The sequence below is a fragment of the Micromonospora sp. NPDC048894 genome, assembly GCF_040649765.1.
In the GTDB taxonomy this organism is placed as follows: domain Bacteria; phylum Actinomycetota; class Actinomycetes; order Mycobacteriales; family Micromonosporaceae; genus Micromonospora; species Micromonospora antibiotica.
On the sequence record NZ_JBEZFY010000010.1, the window covers coordinates 1 to 15,687 of the forward strand.

The 15,687-nt window shown below is 73.1% G+C and carries 11 protein-coding genes; 4 read left to right on the plus strand and 7 right to left on the minus strand.

All coding sequences use genetic code 11. The annotated features are described in order from the left end of the window. Nucleotides 1-670 precede the first annotated feature (670 nt). Nucleotides 671-2,020 (plus strand): DivIVA domain-containing protein, encoded by a 1,350-nt coding sequence (locus tag AB0C22_RS21395; protein WP_219462199.1) that lies wholly within the window; start codon nt 671-673, stop codon nt 2,018-2,020. 239 nt (nt 2,021-2,259) lie between these two features. After that, entirely contained in the window at nt 2,260-3,006 is a 747-nt protein-coding gene (locus AB0C22_RS21400) for a class I SAM-dependent methyltransferase (protein WP_219462201.1), read from the plus strand. Nucleotides 3,007-3,065: 59 nt separating this feature from the next. On the opposite strand, the gene AB0C22_RS21405 is transcribed toward AB0C22_RS21400, so the two are convergent. After that, entirely contained in the window at nt 3,066-3,845 is a 780-nt protein-coding gene (locus AB0C22_RS21405) for a nucleotidyltransferase domain-containing protein (protein ID WP_357536618.1), read from the minus strand. Nucleotides 3,846-3,952: 107 nt separating this feature from the next. Here AB0C22_RS21405 and AB0C22_RS21410 point away from each other — a divergent pair, with 107 nt between their 5' ends. After that, nucleotides 3,953-4,924 carry a helix-turn-helix transcriptional regulator gene (locus AB0C22_RS21410; protein WP_219462206.1) on the plus strand — a complete coding sequence of 324 codons (972 nt, stop codon included), beginning with the start codon at nt 3,953-3,955 and terminating at the stop codon, nt 4,922-4,924. Nucleotides 4,925-5,161: 237 nt separating this feature from the next. Further along, nucleotides 5,162-6,112: an alpha/beta hydrolase gene (locus AB0C22_RS21415; RefSeq protein WP_219462208.1), complete on the plus strand. Its 951-nt coding sequence runs from the start codon at nt 5,162-5,164 to the stop codon at nt 6,110-6,112. Here AB0C22_RS21415 and fxsT read toward each other — a convergent pair. The 6 genes from fxsT to AB0C22_RS21445 form a co-directional block, all read right to left on the minus strand. Continuing rightward, a complete protein-coding gene (fxsT, locus tag AB0C22_RS21420; protein ID WP_357536620.1) occupies nt 6,106-10,014 on the minus strand; it encodes an FxSxx-COOH system tetratricopeptide repeat protein in 3,909 nt (1,302 codons plus the stop codon). The genes AB0C22_RS21415 and fxsT overlap by 7 nt on opposite strands. A gap of 2 nt (nt 10,015-10,016) precedes the next feature. Continuing rightward, a complete protein-coding gene (locus AB0C22_RS21425) occupies nt 10,017-11,177 on the minus strand; it encodes a TIR-like protein FxsC (RefSeq protein WP_219462212.1) in 1,161 nt (386 codons plus the stop codon). Then, entirely contained in the window at nt 11,164-11,844 is a 681-nt protein-coding gene (locus AB0C22_RS21430; protein ID WP_208570628.1) for a TIR-like protein FxsC, read from the minus strand. Before AB0C22_RS21430 ends, AB0C22_RS21425 begins: the two co-directional genes overlap by 14 nt. 213 nt (nt 11,845-12,057) lie before the next feature. Further along, nucleotides 12,058-14,337, minus strand: a complete 2,280-nt coding sequence (locus tag AB0C22_RS21435; protein ID WP_357536622.1) for an FxsB family cyclophane-forming radical SAM/SPASM peptide maturase — start codon at nt 14,335-14,337, stop codon at nt 12,058-12,060. A 16-nt stretch (nt 14,338-14,353) separates the two neighbouring features. Then, nucleotides 14,354-14,527 carry a hypothetical protein gene (locus tag AB0C22_RS21440; RefSeq protein WP_219462215.1) on the minus strand — a complete coding sequence of 58 codons (174 nt, stop codon included), beginning with the start codon at nt 14,525-14,527 and terminating at the stop codon, nt 14,354-14,356. Between the two features lie 96 nt (nt 14,528-14,623). Next, complete coding sequence (locus AB0C22_RS21445; RefSeq protein WP_357536624.1) at nt 14,624-15,526, minus strand: DUF4231 domain-containing protein; 903 nt, start codon at nt 15,524-15,526, stop codon at nt 14,624-14,626. Nucleotides 15,527-15,687: the final 161 nt, after the last annotated feature.

Here is a 15,687-nt window from a genome sequence, read left to right on the forward strand (position 1 = left end):
CACGATCAACACCACATCAACCACAATTCCACACACCACGAAACCCCGGCTCACACCGGAAACCCCGCGATTGTCGACAAGCCGGCCGCTGCGGTATCCCGCACGCTCGCCCGGTGCCCTGCCGGTTGTTCACCCTACTCGACTGCTCTCTGCCCACCAAATCGACCCACGGTCGATCGGGAGGCATTCCTGAGATCAGTGGTCGCGCTCCGGCCTTCGGGGCTTTCACCCCGGTGCGTCCGTTCCGCGCTGACAGAGAGAAAGTTACGCGCTCGCCGAGTTGACCGTCAAATCCAGCCGGTGCGTTCCCGGCCACACCCCCGGTCACCTGCGGCCGGGTGCCCCGACACCACCCGGGACGGCCGGCGGGACTCCACTGGTGACCCGCGCTGAGCTGCGGAAAGTCCACGGGGACGAGGCCAGGTGGGCCGAATGGACAAAACCCGGTGCGCACGGTGGACGCACCGGCCAGGGCAACCCCCGGACACCGGTGGACCCGACCGGAACGCGACCGTGCGGACGAGCGGCCGTCCCCGCCCGGATCGGTGCGTGGACCGCGCTCGGGGCCCGGTCACCCGCGGCACCGGTCGCCGGTAGTGTTTCGCCCCGTCGTGGCCCGCGGAGTCGCCCACGCGGACCTGGATCGCCGAGGAGTACGGAGGTTGGCTCTATGTCCACCGGGGAGGAGTCGTACGCGTCGCGTGACGACGGGACGTCACGGCCGAGCTTCGAGCTCGCGTTGCGGGGCTACGACAAGCGGCAGGTGGACCGCTACGTCGAGCAGATGGACGGGGCACTGTCGACGCTGACCGCCGACCGGGCCCGGGCCGCCGGCCAGATCCAGGGGCTGACCACGCACATCCAACGGTTGCAGGCGGAGCTGACCGAGTTGCGCCAACGGCCGGCCCAGGTGGACCGGGCGTCCTTCCGTGATCTCGGCCCGATGGTGGACCAGATCCTCGCCCTGGCCGAGAAGCAGGCTGCGGTGATCACCGACTCGGCCACCCAGCGGGCGAACCAGCTCCAGGGCGAGGCGGAGAAGACGCTGGTCGACGCCCGGGACCGGACCGCGCAGGCGCTGCGGGACCTGGAGGAGGAGTTGACCGCCCGGCGCGAGGAGCAGGACAAGGCGTACGAGCAGCGCCGGTCGACGGCTGACGCCGAGCTGGCCGAGGTCCGGGAGCGGGCCGAGAAGCTGCGGGCCGAAGGGGAAGCCGCCCACGAGCGGGCCCAGCAGGAGGCGAAGCGGATCAGCGAACAGACCGCCAAGCAGATCACCCAGACCCGGGCCGCCGCCGAGGCGTTGACCAAGGCCGCCCGGACCCAGATCCAGCAGGAGATCCAGGCGGCCCGGACCCAGAGCCAGCAGGAGCTGGCGCAGTGGCAGGCCACCGTGGAGCGGGAGGTCGGCGAGCGACGCGCCGCCGTCGAGCAGGAACTGGGCGAGCAGCGGGCGGCGGCGGAGCGGGAGCTGACCAACCAGCACAGCGCCGCCGAGCAGCAGATCGCCGCGCTGATCGCCGAGGCGCAGCAGTACGCCACGGAGGTCCGGCAGCGGGCCGACGAGCAGGCCAGCAGCCACCAGGAGCAACTGACCACGGTGCAGCGGGAGATCGCCGAGCGGCAGAAGGCCCTCACCGAGGTACAGGGTGAGCTGGACACGGCCCGTGCGCAATTGGCTGAGATCCAGCAGGAGGGCGACACCGTCGAGCGGGAGTTGGTGCGTACCCGACAGCTGTTGGAGGAGGTCCGACGCGACCTGACCACGGAGAACCGACGGTTGGACGAGGCCCGGCAGGCCGCCGAGAGTGTGGAGCGGCACGCCAAGGACGTGCGGGCCCGGGTGCAGCGGGAGGCCAAGCGGGTCGCCGACCTGGCTGCCGCCGCCGTGATGGCGGCTGCCGCCGGGGGCGGTGAGACCGCCGAGTATCCGACGGTGGCGGCCCGGCCGGCTGCGGAGCCAGCTGCCGACGCAGCGGTCAGCGAGCCGCCGGCCGACCGGGTGCCGACCAACGTCTGAGAGGTGGCGGGCGACCCGGGATGACATCGCTGGGCTCGGTGGTGTCCCGCAGGCAGCCATGGCCCTGGAACTGCCCGGTGGCGGGCCGCCCGGGGCGAAATCACTGGGCTCCGGGCCGGTCGGGACGTAGCCTGACGGCCCGTCACCACGTCCCCCGATCGAGGTGTTTTCCGTGCCCGTGCTCCGCGTGCCGACCGTCCGCTCCCCGCGCCCGTTGCCGCACCCCTGGAGTCACCGACATGGACCTCGATCGTAGTTTCGTCATCCGCGAAGGCGACCTTCGCATCCTCAACCCGTTCGACGACGACAAGCTCGCCGCCCTGGGCCGGGCGATCCGGCTCCGCCCCGACGACACCCTGCTCGACCTGTGCAGCGGCAAGGGTGAACTGCTGTGCACCTGGTCCCGTACACACGGGGTCCGGGGCACCGGTGTCGACCTCAGCACCGTGTTCACGGCCGCCGCCCGGCGCCGTGCGGTCGAACTCGCCGTGGCCGACCGGGTCCGTTTCGTGCACGACGACGCCGCCGGGTACGTCCATCCCGAGAAGGTGGACGTGGCCGCCTGCGTCGGTGCCACCTGGATCGGTGGGGGCGTCGTCGGCACCATCGACATCCTGGCCAGGGCGCTGCGGCCCGGTGGGATGCTGCTGGTCGGGGAGCCGTACTGGCGGCGGGAACCGCCGGACCAGGAGACCGTCGCCGCGTGTCACGCCACCGCCCGGGACGACTTCGACGACCTGCCCGGGTTGATTCGCCGGGTCCAGGCGCACGGGTGGGACGTGGTCGAGATGGTCCTCGCCGACCAGGACAGCTGGGACCGGTACGCCGCGGCGCACTGGCTCACCCTGCGCCGCTGGCTGGACGCCCATCCGGACGACGACCTCGCCGAGGGGTTCCGGCAGGAGTTGACCGAGGACCCGGTCCGGCACGTGCGGTACCGGCGGGAGTACCTGGGGTGGGGAGTCTTCGCCCTGCTGCGGCGGTGACCACGGCGGTGGCGGCCCGACGTCGAGCGTCGGGCCGCGACCGGTGCCGCGGTGACCGGTCAGCCGGCGGTGATATCGGCCAGGATCTGCTGCTGGAAGGCGCGGGCTTCGGCGGCGGTCGGCGGTGGGCCGCCGTCGCGGGCGCGGACACAGCGGCGTAGCAGCTCCGGTTCGCGGCCGAGGGCGATCACCCGGTGGCCGGCGGCGGCCTTCGACAGCCAGGCGCCGTCACGGATCCGGACCAGGGCGCGGCAGGCGGCCAGGACCGCGTCCTCGACGCCGGGGGTGGGGCCGTCGCCGGGCGGGGCGGGCCGGGCCAGCCACCACCGCAGCGCCGCCACCAGCAACTGTCGCAGGTCACCCGGAGCCAGCTCGGCGAAGACCTCACCGGCTGGCGGCCCGGCCAACGGCAACCCCCGCTGGTGCAGGATGCTGCGGTCCAGGCCGTACCAGAAGTGGCCGTCGGCGGCGGGCCGGTCGGCCGGCGTGAAGGTGACCCGCGACGACATCCGCGCCCCGGTGTTGAGTTCCACCTCGAAACCGGGCTCCGGGGTGCCCGAGGCGGCCACCTCCCGCGAGTAGGTCACCAGTTCCAGGCCGCGCGCCGGGCAGGGCAGCGTCTCGTGCCGCAGCCGGTCCACCAGGGCCTGGCTGGTCCGTCGGGGCAGGGGGCCCCGGCAGACCAGCGCCACGTCGACGTCGCTGCGGCCGGGCCGGTAGGCGCCCAGCGCCACCGAACCGGCCGCGTAGGCACCGACCAGCTCCGGTCCGAGCACGTCCCGCGCACTGGTGACCAGGTCGGCGAGGTAGCGGCGTACGGCGGGATCCATGGTGGTCATCCTGCCCACTGCCGGGGGGCCGGCGGCGGCGGAGTCGGTCGGCGGGCACCCCTGGCGCGGATGCCGTCGGTGGGACAGACTTGAGGCCCGACACCGAGGACGGGGGCATGGGCGGTTCCACACAGGACGATGCGGCGGCGGAATTCGTGCGGGAACTGGCCCACTGGCGACGCCAGCGGGGATTGTCCAAGAAGGAGCTGGCCGAGCGCACCGGCTTCGACCCGTCGTACGTCAGTCACATCGAGAACGGGCGGCACCAGCCCACCGAGGAGTTCGCCCGTCGGGTCGAGCTGGTGCTGGACAGCGGCAACCGGATCTGGCAGCAGTACGTCGCCTTCGCCGACGCCCGGGGGTCGGGGGGACGCCGCTCGGCACTCGGCCCGACCGCGGTGCCGCCGCCGGCCGGCTCGCACCTGGTGATCGAGGACGAGCAGGCCATGCTCTCCCTGGTGGACGGGGTGTACGAGTGCCGGTTCCGCCGGGTGCTGCACAGCGTGGGCACCGAGCCGATCACCCGGCACACCGTGCAGATCGACATCGACCGGTTCCCCGAGGATCCGGCCCGGTCCGCTCTTTTCCACAGCCACCACCCGCTCACCATCGACGAGGTGGCTTTCCGGGCGACCATCGGCACCGAGCAGGCCGAACCGATGCGGTGGCGGGTGAGTCGCAGCCGGGACGCCTTTCTCAAGATCGTGTTGTTGCTGGACGGTGGGGGCACCCCGATGCCGCTCTATCCCGGGCAGCGCACCGTCGTCGACTACGCCTACCGGGTGCCGGCGTGGAAGTTCGGTGACTGGTTGCAGCGTGACATCCGGCTGCCCACCCGCAACCTGGTGATCCGGCTCGACTTTCCGGTCGAGACCGGCCCGACGGTCTGGGGCTCCGAGACCTCGTTCACCTCGGAGTCGACCGTCGAGGTGCACCCGGACCGCCGGGAGGGGCAGGGGCGGGTCGCGTACCGGTGGGTGGTGTCCCGGCCCCGGCTGCGCGCGCAGTACCGGGTCGACTGGCGTTACGCCGACCCGCGTGCCGCGCTGGTCGACGCGCCGACGGATATCCGACCGTTGGCCTGCTGAGCACCGCCGCCGGGGCGCCCCGGCGGCGCGGGCGGGCGGAGGCCGCCCGCAAGGCCGGCCCGTCCTGGCCGACAGGTGTCGCTTCCGACAGATCCGGCCTGTTGTCGGGCTCGGCATAGCGGTGCGGCGGGCTCGACCGTTAGGCTCGAAGGCTGAGCGGAGCCGACGGAAACCATCGTAGCTGCTCGATGCAAATCGCGAGTAACGGCTGGTAGTGGCACTGGAAGGCAGGCTGCAGTGACCCGAGAAGGTGAGCCTGGGCCGCGATACGCCCACCGTGCGGACAACAAGCGGGTGGCGTACGAGGAGTCCGGTGCTCCCGACGGGTTCCCCGTCTTCCTGATGCACGGCACACCCGGCAGCCGGCGGGGGCCGAAGCCCCGGGGCATCGTGCTCTATCGGATGGGGATCCGGTTGATCGCCTACGACCGCCCCGGATACGGCGACTCCGACCGGTTCGAGGGTCGGGACGTGGCCGACGCCGCGCGGGACGTGGAAGCCATCGCCGACCAGCTCCGGCTCGGCCGGTTCGCGGTGGCCGGCCGCTCCGGGGGCGGGCCGCACGCGCTGGCCTGTGCCGCCGACGAGCGCCTACGCGGCCGGGTGAGCCGGGTGGCGGTGCTGGTCAGTTTCGCGCCGTCGGAGGCCATCGGGCTGGACTGGTTCGACGGCATGAACCGCGACAACCAGCGCGGCTTCGGTGACGGTCGGCACGACACCGAGATCGTGGTCGAGGAGATCCGCCAGCGCGCCGCCCGGGCCGCCGAGGACCCCCGGTTCCTGCTGCGGGAGCTGATGACCCAGATGGGGCCACCGGACCGCCGGGCGATCAACGACGCGGCACTGCGCGGGATCATCTTCGACACCTACCAGGAGGCGTTGCGGGCCGGCCCGTACGGCTGGATCGACGACGTGCTGGCGCTGCGCCGCGACTGGAAGTTCGACCTCGACGCGATCGACACCACGGTCACCCCGGTACGCCTGTGGCACGGCGAGGAGGACACCTTCGCGCCGGCCAGCCACGGCCGGTGGCTGGCCGCCCGGATCCCCGGGGCCGAGATCGAGGTGCAGCCCGGCGCGGCCCACTTCGACGCCATGCAGCAGCTCCCGCGCATGCTGCGCTGGCTCGTCGACGGGCAGGCCCCGACGGGCACCGACGTGCTCATCGGGGCCCGACCCGGTCAGTAGGGGTGCGGGTCGAGGACCCGACGCACGTACCGTCCGGCGCGCAGCACCACCACACTCGGGTGTTCCTGCCCGATCCGGTCGGCGAGCCGGTCGGCCAGTCGCATCCGTCCGATGCTGACCGTCCCGCCGGTAGCCGCCTGTCGGGCCGTCTCCAGGTTGCCCAGGCTGCGCAGGGTGTCCGGGTGGTCGACGCCCAACGCCGCCGTCAACCGGTCCACCACCGCCTGCAACCGGGCAAAGCCCTCCTCGTCCTGGCCGGTGAGGATGGCGAAGACGGCGAGGTTGTTGTCCGCGCCCATGCTGAACGGATGCTCGGGCCCCAGCACCTCCCGTAGCCCGTCCGCCGCGGACACGGTGAGCGCGTACGCCTCGTCCTGCTCACCGATGTCCCACAGCGCCACCCCCCGGTTCAGTTCACACACCAGCGTGTAGGGGTGCCGCGCCCCGAACACCTCAGCGAGCGTCTGCTGCACCTCCTCCAGCTCCGCGCGGGCCTGCGCCCCGTCCCCCTCGAGCATCAGGTTGGCCGTCCGGCTCAACCGGCTGAGCAGGGTGTCCGGGTTGGTCGCCCCCAGGGTGGCCCGCAGCCGCGTGTAGGCGTCGTCGAGCAGCCGGCCGGCTTCGGCGATCCGGCCGGTGCTGCGCAGCGACGTGGCGAGGTTGGCCTGGCTGATCAGCAGCTCCCGGAACTGGTCGCCGAACAGCCGCCGGTAGCCCTCGATCACGTCCTGCAGCAGGGTCACCGAACCCTGGTAGTCGCCGGTCTCCCGCAGGTCGCGCGCGTAGTTGCCAGCTGAGAGCAGGGTGCGTGGGTGGTCGGGGCCGAGCACCACCCGCAGCCGACGGTAGGTGGCCTCGTCGAGGTCCAGGGCCCGGGTGAAGTCGCCGGCCAACCGGTGGGAGGCGGCCAGGTTGTTGGCCGCGTTGAGGGTCCGCCGGTGGTCCTCGCCGAACACCTCCACGCAGGCCCCGTGGGTACGCAGGTCGCGCTCCAGGGCCGGCCGGTAACGGCCGAGGGCCCGAAGGTCCGCCGCGTACCCCCCGGCGGTCATCAGGGTGTAGGGGTGGCTCTGGCCGATCAGCTCCTCCTGCTGGTGCAGGGTGTCCTCGTCGAGCGCCAGGGCCTGCTCGAAGCGGCCGAGGCTGCGCAGCAGGTTGGCCCGGTTGAAGCGCAGGTTGAGCAGTTGCACGCGCAGCGCCCGGTGCGCGCCGGTATCCGGGGAGAGCCCATCGAGCATCGTCGTCCAGGTCGTGTCCACCTCCCGGGCGTACTGCGCGCCCTGCGCGAAACCGCCGTTGAGGAAGATGTACCGGACCCGGTCGATGACCAACTGCCGGACGGTGTCGTCGTGACAGGAGACCGCGTCCGAGCCGTCCAGGTGCGGCCACAGGTGCCGGTACCGGACCTGGAAGACCGGGTCGTCCACCTCACCCGAGGGGCGGGAACCGGCGAGGATGCGGTGCACGTCGTGTTTGACCTCGGCCAGTTCCCGCTCGGACATCCGGGCCCGCAGCGCCGCCTGGAGCAGTCGGTGGATCTGCACCCGCTGGGCGTGCAGGTCCACCTTGATCAGGGCGAGCCGGTTGATCCGTTGGACCAGCGCCGCGGCGATGTCGCGTTCCGAGACCCGGTCGGTGACCTGCGCGGCGACCGACGGGTCGTGCGGGGCGATGACCTTCGCCACCTGGTCGCTGAAGAGCAGGTCGAGGGCGATGTCGGGGGCCAGCACCGAACCGAGTTGCAGCAGCCGGTAGGCGCCCGGGGACTGCTCCCGCAGGCCCTCCAGCGACCGGCCCCACACGTCGCTGTCCGGGCCGGTACGCGCCAGGCCCGCCAGGTAGGTGGCGACCGAGTCGGGGCTCTCCGCCAGCCATGCCCCGGCCAGCGCCACCAGGATCGGGACGTCCTCCACCGCCTCGGCGACCTGCTGCGCCTCGGCGGCCGTCATGCCGCGACGGCCGGTACGACCGATCAGGTGGTTGACGCTCTCGCCCCGTTGGAAGGCTTCCACGTCGACCGCCCGCGCCAGGTCGCCCCAGTCCGGGTTACGGGTGGTCACCAGCACGTGCCCCTCGCCCTGGGGGAGGAAGTCCTTGACGTGGTCGTACTGGTCGACGTTGTCGAAGACGACCAGCCAGCGCAGCGGCGGCTCGTCGGCACCCCGGCCGCCGCCGCGGCTGAGCCAGTCCCGGACCGCCCGGGTGTTGTCCGGCACGTGCTGCAGGTCCGGCAGGTTGAGCCGCCGCCCCAGGTCGGCGAAGCGGACGTCGATGAACTGCGCCGGGTCCGCGTCCACCCACCACACGACGTCGTACGCGCCGTGGAAGCGGTAGGCGTACTCGGTGGCGACCTGGGTCTTGCCGATGCCCGCGCCACCGCGCAGCGCCACCGGGACGCGTTCGCGCGCCGCCGCCTTCAGCTCCTCCCGCAGGGCCAGCAGCAGGCCCTCCCGGCCGGTGAAGCGGACGTTGCGCGCCGGGGCGTAGAAGACCATCGGCTCGACGGCCGGGTAGCGGGTCGCCGGCACCGGCCGGTTCCGCCCGTCGACGGACCGCCCGACCAGTTCCCACACCTGCTCGGCGGCGGCCGAGACGCCGCGCTCGTGCACGGTGGCCCAGCTTCCCGGCGGGGTGTCCACCGACGGGGTGGTGTCGTCCAGATGCAACGCGAGCACGGGAGAACCCGCCTGCCGGGCGGCCCCGCCGAACGCCCGGCGGGCGGCGAGGTAGGACCGGGAGACCAGGTGCAGCTCACGCGAGGGCGTGCCGGCCGGCACCGACGCCGGGACACCCAGCGGGGTGGCCAACACCCGCAGGTCGACCGCGTGCAACGTGGACTGCACCCACTCCGCCCACGCCTGGTCCTCCGGCACGTACCGCAGCACGATCAACTCGTCGACGATCACCGGTTTGCGTTCGAAACGCTGGATCGTCTGCCGGCGCAGCCCGTCGTCCATCCGGGGCAGCCCGGTGACCGCACCACCGGTGATGTGCCGGGTCAACGCCTCGTACGCCGACAGCAGGCCCCGGCTGCCCGGCACGTCGCCGAAGGTCGCCAGGGTCTCCTCGTACGCGTAGTAGGCCCGGTAGGGCACCTCGACGGAGAGCCAGTAGTCCTGCCGTTCCAGGTCGGTCATGCCGCTGGGCAACCCGACGAACCGCTGCATGGCCAGCGCCCGGCCGGCGTCGGTCTTGGTCTTCTCCCCCTCGTCGACGCGCATCGGCACCGGCAGCACCCGGCGGGCCCGTCGCCCCTCGTAGCTGCGGACCCGGGCGGCGACCGTGGCGGCGCCGTCGATGCCCTGGTCGCTGAGGGTGAAGCAGTCGACCAGCAGGTCCGGCAGGTGGATGGTGCAGATCTCGGCGACGTCGCTGATGCCGGTGCGGCTGTCGATCAGGGCGTAGTCGTAGTGCCGCTTCATGTCCGCGCGCAGCGCGTCGAAGAACTGCGCCCCGCCGAGCCGGTTGTAGAAGTTCTCCCAGTTGAGTCCGGTGACGCTGGTCGCGTAGTCGGGGTTGTGCCGGCCGGCGAGCAGCAGGTCCAGGGTGCCGCCGCCGGGGAACTCCCAGCCCACCGAGAAGGCGTACTTGTGGACCCGGGCGTACTGCCGGTGCCAGTCGCCGGGGCGGGTGTCGACGCCCTCCTGCCGGCGGCGGGCGTTCTCCCACTCGTACTCCAGGATCAGGTCCATCACCCCGCCGGTGGAGGCGACCTGCTCCGGGTCGAGGAACGGTGCGAAGAACCGGTGCAGGCCGGGGGATTCCAGGTCCCAGTCGGCGACGAGCACCCGGTGGCCGTTCGCGGCGAGGATCCAGGCGGTGTTCGCCAACGCCATCGTGCGCCCGGTGCCGCCCTTGTACGAGTAGAAGGTGACGACCTGGCCGTCGTGGGGTGGAGTCATCGTCATGCCTTCCCTCGCCGTACGTCGAACGGTCCGGTCGCCCCCAGGGTCGGCTTCGGGTCGTGCGGGCCCTGCGGCGGATCGACCGGACCGTGCCGGAGGAACTGTTTACGCGCCTCGGTGACCAGCAGCGGGGCGCAGCGCTCAAACTCGTCGATGGTGCGCACCGGCAGCACCCAGGGGAACCGGGCGTCCTGCAAACTACCGGCGATCGCCTCGGGCGTCGGCTCGCCACGCGCGTGGTCGGCGGCGATGACGAGCGGGACCGCCCACCGCGGCAACCCGTCGAGTGCGGACCGGGCGGCGGCCACCCCGACGCCGGCGTCGACCAGCACCACCGCCGGGCTGCTGGCGGCCCGGTCCCGGGCCTCGGCCAGCTCGACGACCCGGGTGGGCAGGCCCAGCCGTTCCGCGGTCGCGGCCACGTAGTCGGCGACGGCCAGTTGGTGCTGGTCGCCGTAGGGCCGCCAGCGCGCCCGGTCGGCGGTGAGGGTGGTGACCACGAGCGCGGCGCCCGGCCCGTCGGGGACCGGGCTGCTGGTCAGCGTCGTCGCCCGGGACGGGGCCAGCGGCTCGTTCTCGGTCACCGTGACGATCCGGTCGGCCAACGCACCGAGCAGGGTGCGGTACTGGGTGCGGTAGGCGCTCAGCTTGCACAACGCCCGCAGCCCGTTGTCGGCGTAGTCGGCGCGGTCGCCGGGGTCACCCACCAGGTCCAACGCCTGGACGGTCTCGGGACGGTCCCCCCAGGACGGCAGCGGCATCCAGAGCACCGGCAGCACGTGCCGCTCGGCCCGGCCGGCCGCCAGCCGGACCAGCCGGCTGCGGAAGGAGTCGCGTTCACCGAGCGCCCAGGCGTTGCGGAAGTAGTTCGGTGAGTAGAGGGGCACGAAGACGTGGGCGAGGCTCAACGCGTTGGTCAGCGTCCGCCTCAGGTCGACGCCGGGGCTGACCTGGCCGTCGAAGAATCCCGCGTCGAGCGGGCCGAGCCGGGTGGCGCGTTCCCGCACCGCGTCGGCGAGTTGATGGAAGAACTGGCTGACCCAGTAGTCGGTGTCCGGCCGGGCGGCGTCGGACAGCGGGACGGAGTGCGCATAGCTGAGGAAGAAGTAGGTCTCCTGCCCGACGACGCCCGCCGGGGAGGAGGGGTCAGGCCAGGTCATGCCCGTCCTCCTCGAACTGGTCGGGCAGCTGCCGCAGATCGGTCGGCACCGCCGCCTCGACCCAGTGCGTGCGGTACGCGCGGGCGACCCGCTGGGCCAGTCGCCAGACCACCGCGTCGTAGGCGTCCTTGCCGTTGCTGCCGAGGCTGAGCAGTCCGTAGATGCCCTCCTCGTGATATTGCGGGGCGATGTCCGAGGGTAACCGGGTGGGGGTGAACATCTGCCGCTGCGACACGGGTGGGGGCATCCGCCGACGCTCCACCACCGACCAGTTGACGGGGATGACCGGGGTCTCCCCCGCCGACGGTTCGGCGTCCGGGCGGGGTACGACCCGCCGCCGGGTGAAGGCGTTCCACTCCCGGGCGCACCACGCGCTGCGCAGGTACTGCGGTGAGATCAGCGGGATGAACACCTGGCAGTGCCCGGCGGCGAAGGCCAGGTCGTCGGTCCACAGCTGTCCCCCGTCGAGCATCCGGTCCATGAAACCCGCCGTTCGTCCGGGGCCCAGGCCGAGCAGCTCGACGACGTGGTCGGAGAGGTCGACGAAGAGCTGGAAGACCTTCTGGTTGGTGTCCCGTGGGGGTGCCGCCACCCGGTTGCCGGTACGGGCGTAGCTGAGGAAGAACACGGGGGCGCTCTCGTCCTCCCGGAACTGTTCCTCCGCCACCTACCGCTCCCGCCCGGCGCCGCCACTCCCGACCGACCACAGTATCGATCGCCGCCAACTCCGCGCTGTCCCGTTCCTGCCGGTCGGGGTCCGGCGGCGTCGGCGACGGGCATCCGGGCCGGGGTCGGCCGGCACCCGGGACGGTCCGTGGCCGGCGCACCGGGTCGCGACGCTGCACACCACGACGATCCCCGCCGGCCGCTCCGGCGGGGGTCACCGCCAGTCGTCCAGGGTGGCACGCATCCGCTGGACGAAGCGCTGGCCGTCGGCGGTGAGGCTGCCCAGGTCGAGCAGCGCGTCGACCGTGCCGTCGGTCCATTCCCGGTAGCGCCGGTGGTGCGCCACCGCCTCGGCCCCGGGGCGGTGCCGCCACACGTCGGCGACGGCGAGGTGGGCGTAGACGCCGTGCAACGCGCCCTCCACCGGGCGCGGGTCGTCGCGCCAGGGCACCCGCAGCCGCCGGGCGTCGGCGGGGTCGAACAGGTCGCAGACGTCGAGGATCGCGTCGAGCTTGAGGTGCTGCACCTCGTGGACGAGCAGCACCGCCAGTGCGGCGGCGTCGACCGTCGGGGTGACGGCGACCGCGCCGAACGCGGACCGGGCGGCGGCGCTGCGGGACCGGCCGGACGGGTCGGGTCGCAGCGGCACCACGGCGCGCAGCAGGGCACGGACGCCGGTGGCGTAGCCGACGGCCTCGGCGTCGAGGCGGTGCACCGCCTGCCGGACCTGCGTCGTCCACCGGTCGGCGACCGCCGGGGTGAGCCGGGCCGCCACCGACAGGTCGAAGCAGTCCCGGTACGGGTCGGTGTCCTCCAGGAGGATGGTCCCGTCGCCGGTGTACGCCGTCCGGGTCGGCTGCCACCGGTCCGGGTTCGGCCCCCGCAGTGGGCGGACCCGGATCCGACGCCGGCCGGCCCGCAGCTCGACCGATCCGGCGCAGATGGCGACGGCGATGGTGTCGACGGGGGTGTCCACGACGAGCGTGCCGAGCGTCGGCAGGTGCACCGTGCCGGCCCGTACCGGCAGCACGAGGTCGGTGTCGACGCCGGCACGGACCGCTGCTGCGGCGGCGACGGCGGCGAGGTGGGGCAGCTCACCGGTCTCCCCGGCCCGGCACCGCTGGGCCCACCGCCGCACGAAGGGGTGGGTCAGCACGGTCTGGACGGCGTCGGGCGCGGCCACGTCCAGGTCCACCAGGAGCCGCCACCCGGCTGCCGCGACCGGGTCGGCGGTGGCGGCGGGGCTGAGCGCGACCGTCAGGGCGCGGGCGATGCCGTGGTGCACGGCGGCGAGCTGACCCATCGACTCCGCACCGCCCCGCCCGGAGCCGAGGTCGTCCAGGACGGCGGACGGCAGCGCGTCGGCCGACCGGTCCGGCACCGGGCCGGCGGGCGTCGTGGTCGCGCGGACCAGCGCGGCCAGGTCGGCACAGTAGACGGACGGGTTGTCGAAGCCGCTGCCGGAGCGGTACCGGTGGGCGAAGAGGCCACCGCCGCACCGGCGTACCAACGGGCAGGACCGGCAGGTGGCGCAGAGGCCGGCCAGGCCGGTCTGCCGCACCGCGATGCCGGGATGGGCGGCCGCCTCGTCGACCGGGTGGCGGAACACGTCCAGGCCGGTGGCGGCCGCGCCGTGGAAGGCGGACTTGAGCGAGTCGACCTGTTCGAAGGTGCCGTCGGTCTCCACCACCACCAGATCGGCCGGGGCGAGCCCGACGGCCTCGGTGCTGGTGCTGCCCCCGGCGGCGGTGGCCAGCAGGGACTCCAGCAACCGGATCGGCACCGGTCGCCCGTCGGCCAGCCAACGCCGGTGGATCGTCAGCAGCCAGTCCGCGTAGGGGGTGGCCGCGCCGTCGGGGCGGGTGGGCGGCCGGTCCCAGTTGGCGTGCGGCAGCAGGAAGTCGATCCGGGGTGGTTGCTCGGCGAGCAGCGCCTGGTAGACCCGGAGCGGATCGTTGGCCAGGTCGACGGTGCACAGCAGGCCGGCGTAGGCGCTGCGGTAGTCGGGGCGGCGCAGCAGGGCCAGCCCCCGGCGCACCTGGTCGTAACTGCTCGCACCCGTGGCGTAGCGGCGGTGCCGGTCGTTGGCCGAACGGTCGCCGTCCAGGGAGACGCCGACCCGGATCTCGTGGGCGACGAGGACGTCGGCGATCTCGGGGGTGAGCAGCACCCCGTTGGACTGCATCCGCAGGTCGAGCCGGGCCACCGGGGTGATGGTCCGGCGCAGGGTGTCGGCGGTGGCGGCGAGCCGGGCCGCGCCGGCGAGTAGCGGCTCTCCGCCGTGCAGGACCACCCGTACGGTGCCGAGCCGGTGGTCGGCGGCGTGTTCGGCGATCCGCCGCGCGGTGGCCTCGACCGTGTCGGGCGTCATCAACCGGGGCTGACGACGCCACGACTGGTCGGGGTGTTCGTAGACGTAGCAGTGGTCACAGGACAGGTCGCATCGGCTGGTCAGCTTGAGGACGTACTGGCTGAGCGGGGCGACCGGAGGCACGGGCGGGTCGACCAGGTCAGACCGTCGAGCCGAAGGAGGCGACGTCGACCCGGGTCGGGTGGGCCGCCCGGCGGTCGTCGATGCGGGCCACGGCGACGGCCCGGTCGACCGGGATCTGGCCGAGTGGCGTACGCCGCACGTCGCTCATCGGCGCCGGGAACGGATCGGGCAGGCGTTGGGTGCGGTCCACGTGGGGCCCCATTTCGTGTCGGGAGTGGACGGAGGTCCGTCCACGTCGACGGCCAATCACAGATATCGATGATGCTATCCGCCACAGCGCGTCATGTCACTGCTGCGCAGCGCCATCTTCCTCGATCATCTTGGCCATCCAGGCGGCGTTGGACTGGGCGATGATCCGCTCGGCCTCGGCCACGAGCGCGTCGTCGTCGGTCCAGCCCAGGCCGGCCGCGCGGGTCGTCCGCAACCGGGTCAACTGGTCGGCTGTCCGGGCGTACTCCAGGTGCTGCTGCTCGAAACGCTGGGCCGCCCCGTAGCCGACCAGCGCCGTGGTGACCACCGCGGCCACCCCCACCCAGGCGGTCAGGCCCCACCCGTCACCCAGCACCCCGGCGGCGGCGGAGAGCAGTGCGGCCAGCACGGTCAGCCCGGTCGCGGCCCGGCCGATGCGCGCGGCGGACCGGCCGGCCCGCCAGGCGGCCGGCAGGTAGTAGCCCTCGACCTGCCGCTGCACCCGTTCGACGAGGTAGCTCGGCACGTCGGAGACGGGCGGTAGCGGACGCCGCCTGGCCGCGACGTCGAGGGTGTGCCCGACCAGGTCGCCGCCGTCGGCCAGGAGCAGGTCGTGGCGGCGCAGCAGGACGGCGTCGGCATCGGCGTCGGCGTACGGGGCGACGCGGGCGAGGTAGCGGTGCAGTTCCGCCTTCATCGCCTCGGAGGTCGCGCGGAACCGGGTCCAGGCCGCCACCGCGTCCCGGGAGGCCGCGCGGCCGGCCACCGGCACCAGCAGCAGCGACGTGGCGGCGACGAGTGCCAGCACCCGCCCGGCGGTGGGCGCGGGCTCGGCCAGTCGGGCCGCCGCGGTGCCGGCGACGGCGGCGGTGACGGTGAACGCGGCGACCAGCCGTCGTCCCCTGGTGATCCGTCGCTTGGCCCGTTGGGCGGCCTGCGACCAGATGCCCTGTCCCCGCCACACCTCGGCGGCGGCGAGAGTTCCGTCGATGTCCGGCACGCCCCGAATGGTAGGTGACCCGCGCATCCGACTCGTGCCCGCTGGGCCGAGCACGACGGACATGACGACGTTGTCGTACTGCTGGTCGACCGGGTGTATGCGCATCGGCCGCGCGTTCCGGCGAAAACGATCAACTGGGGCGGCCGACCGGACAGGATCCG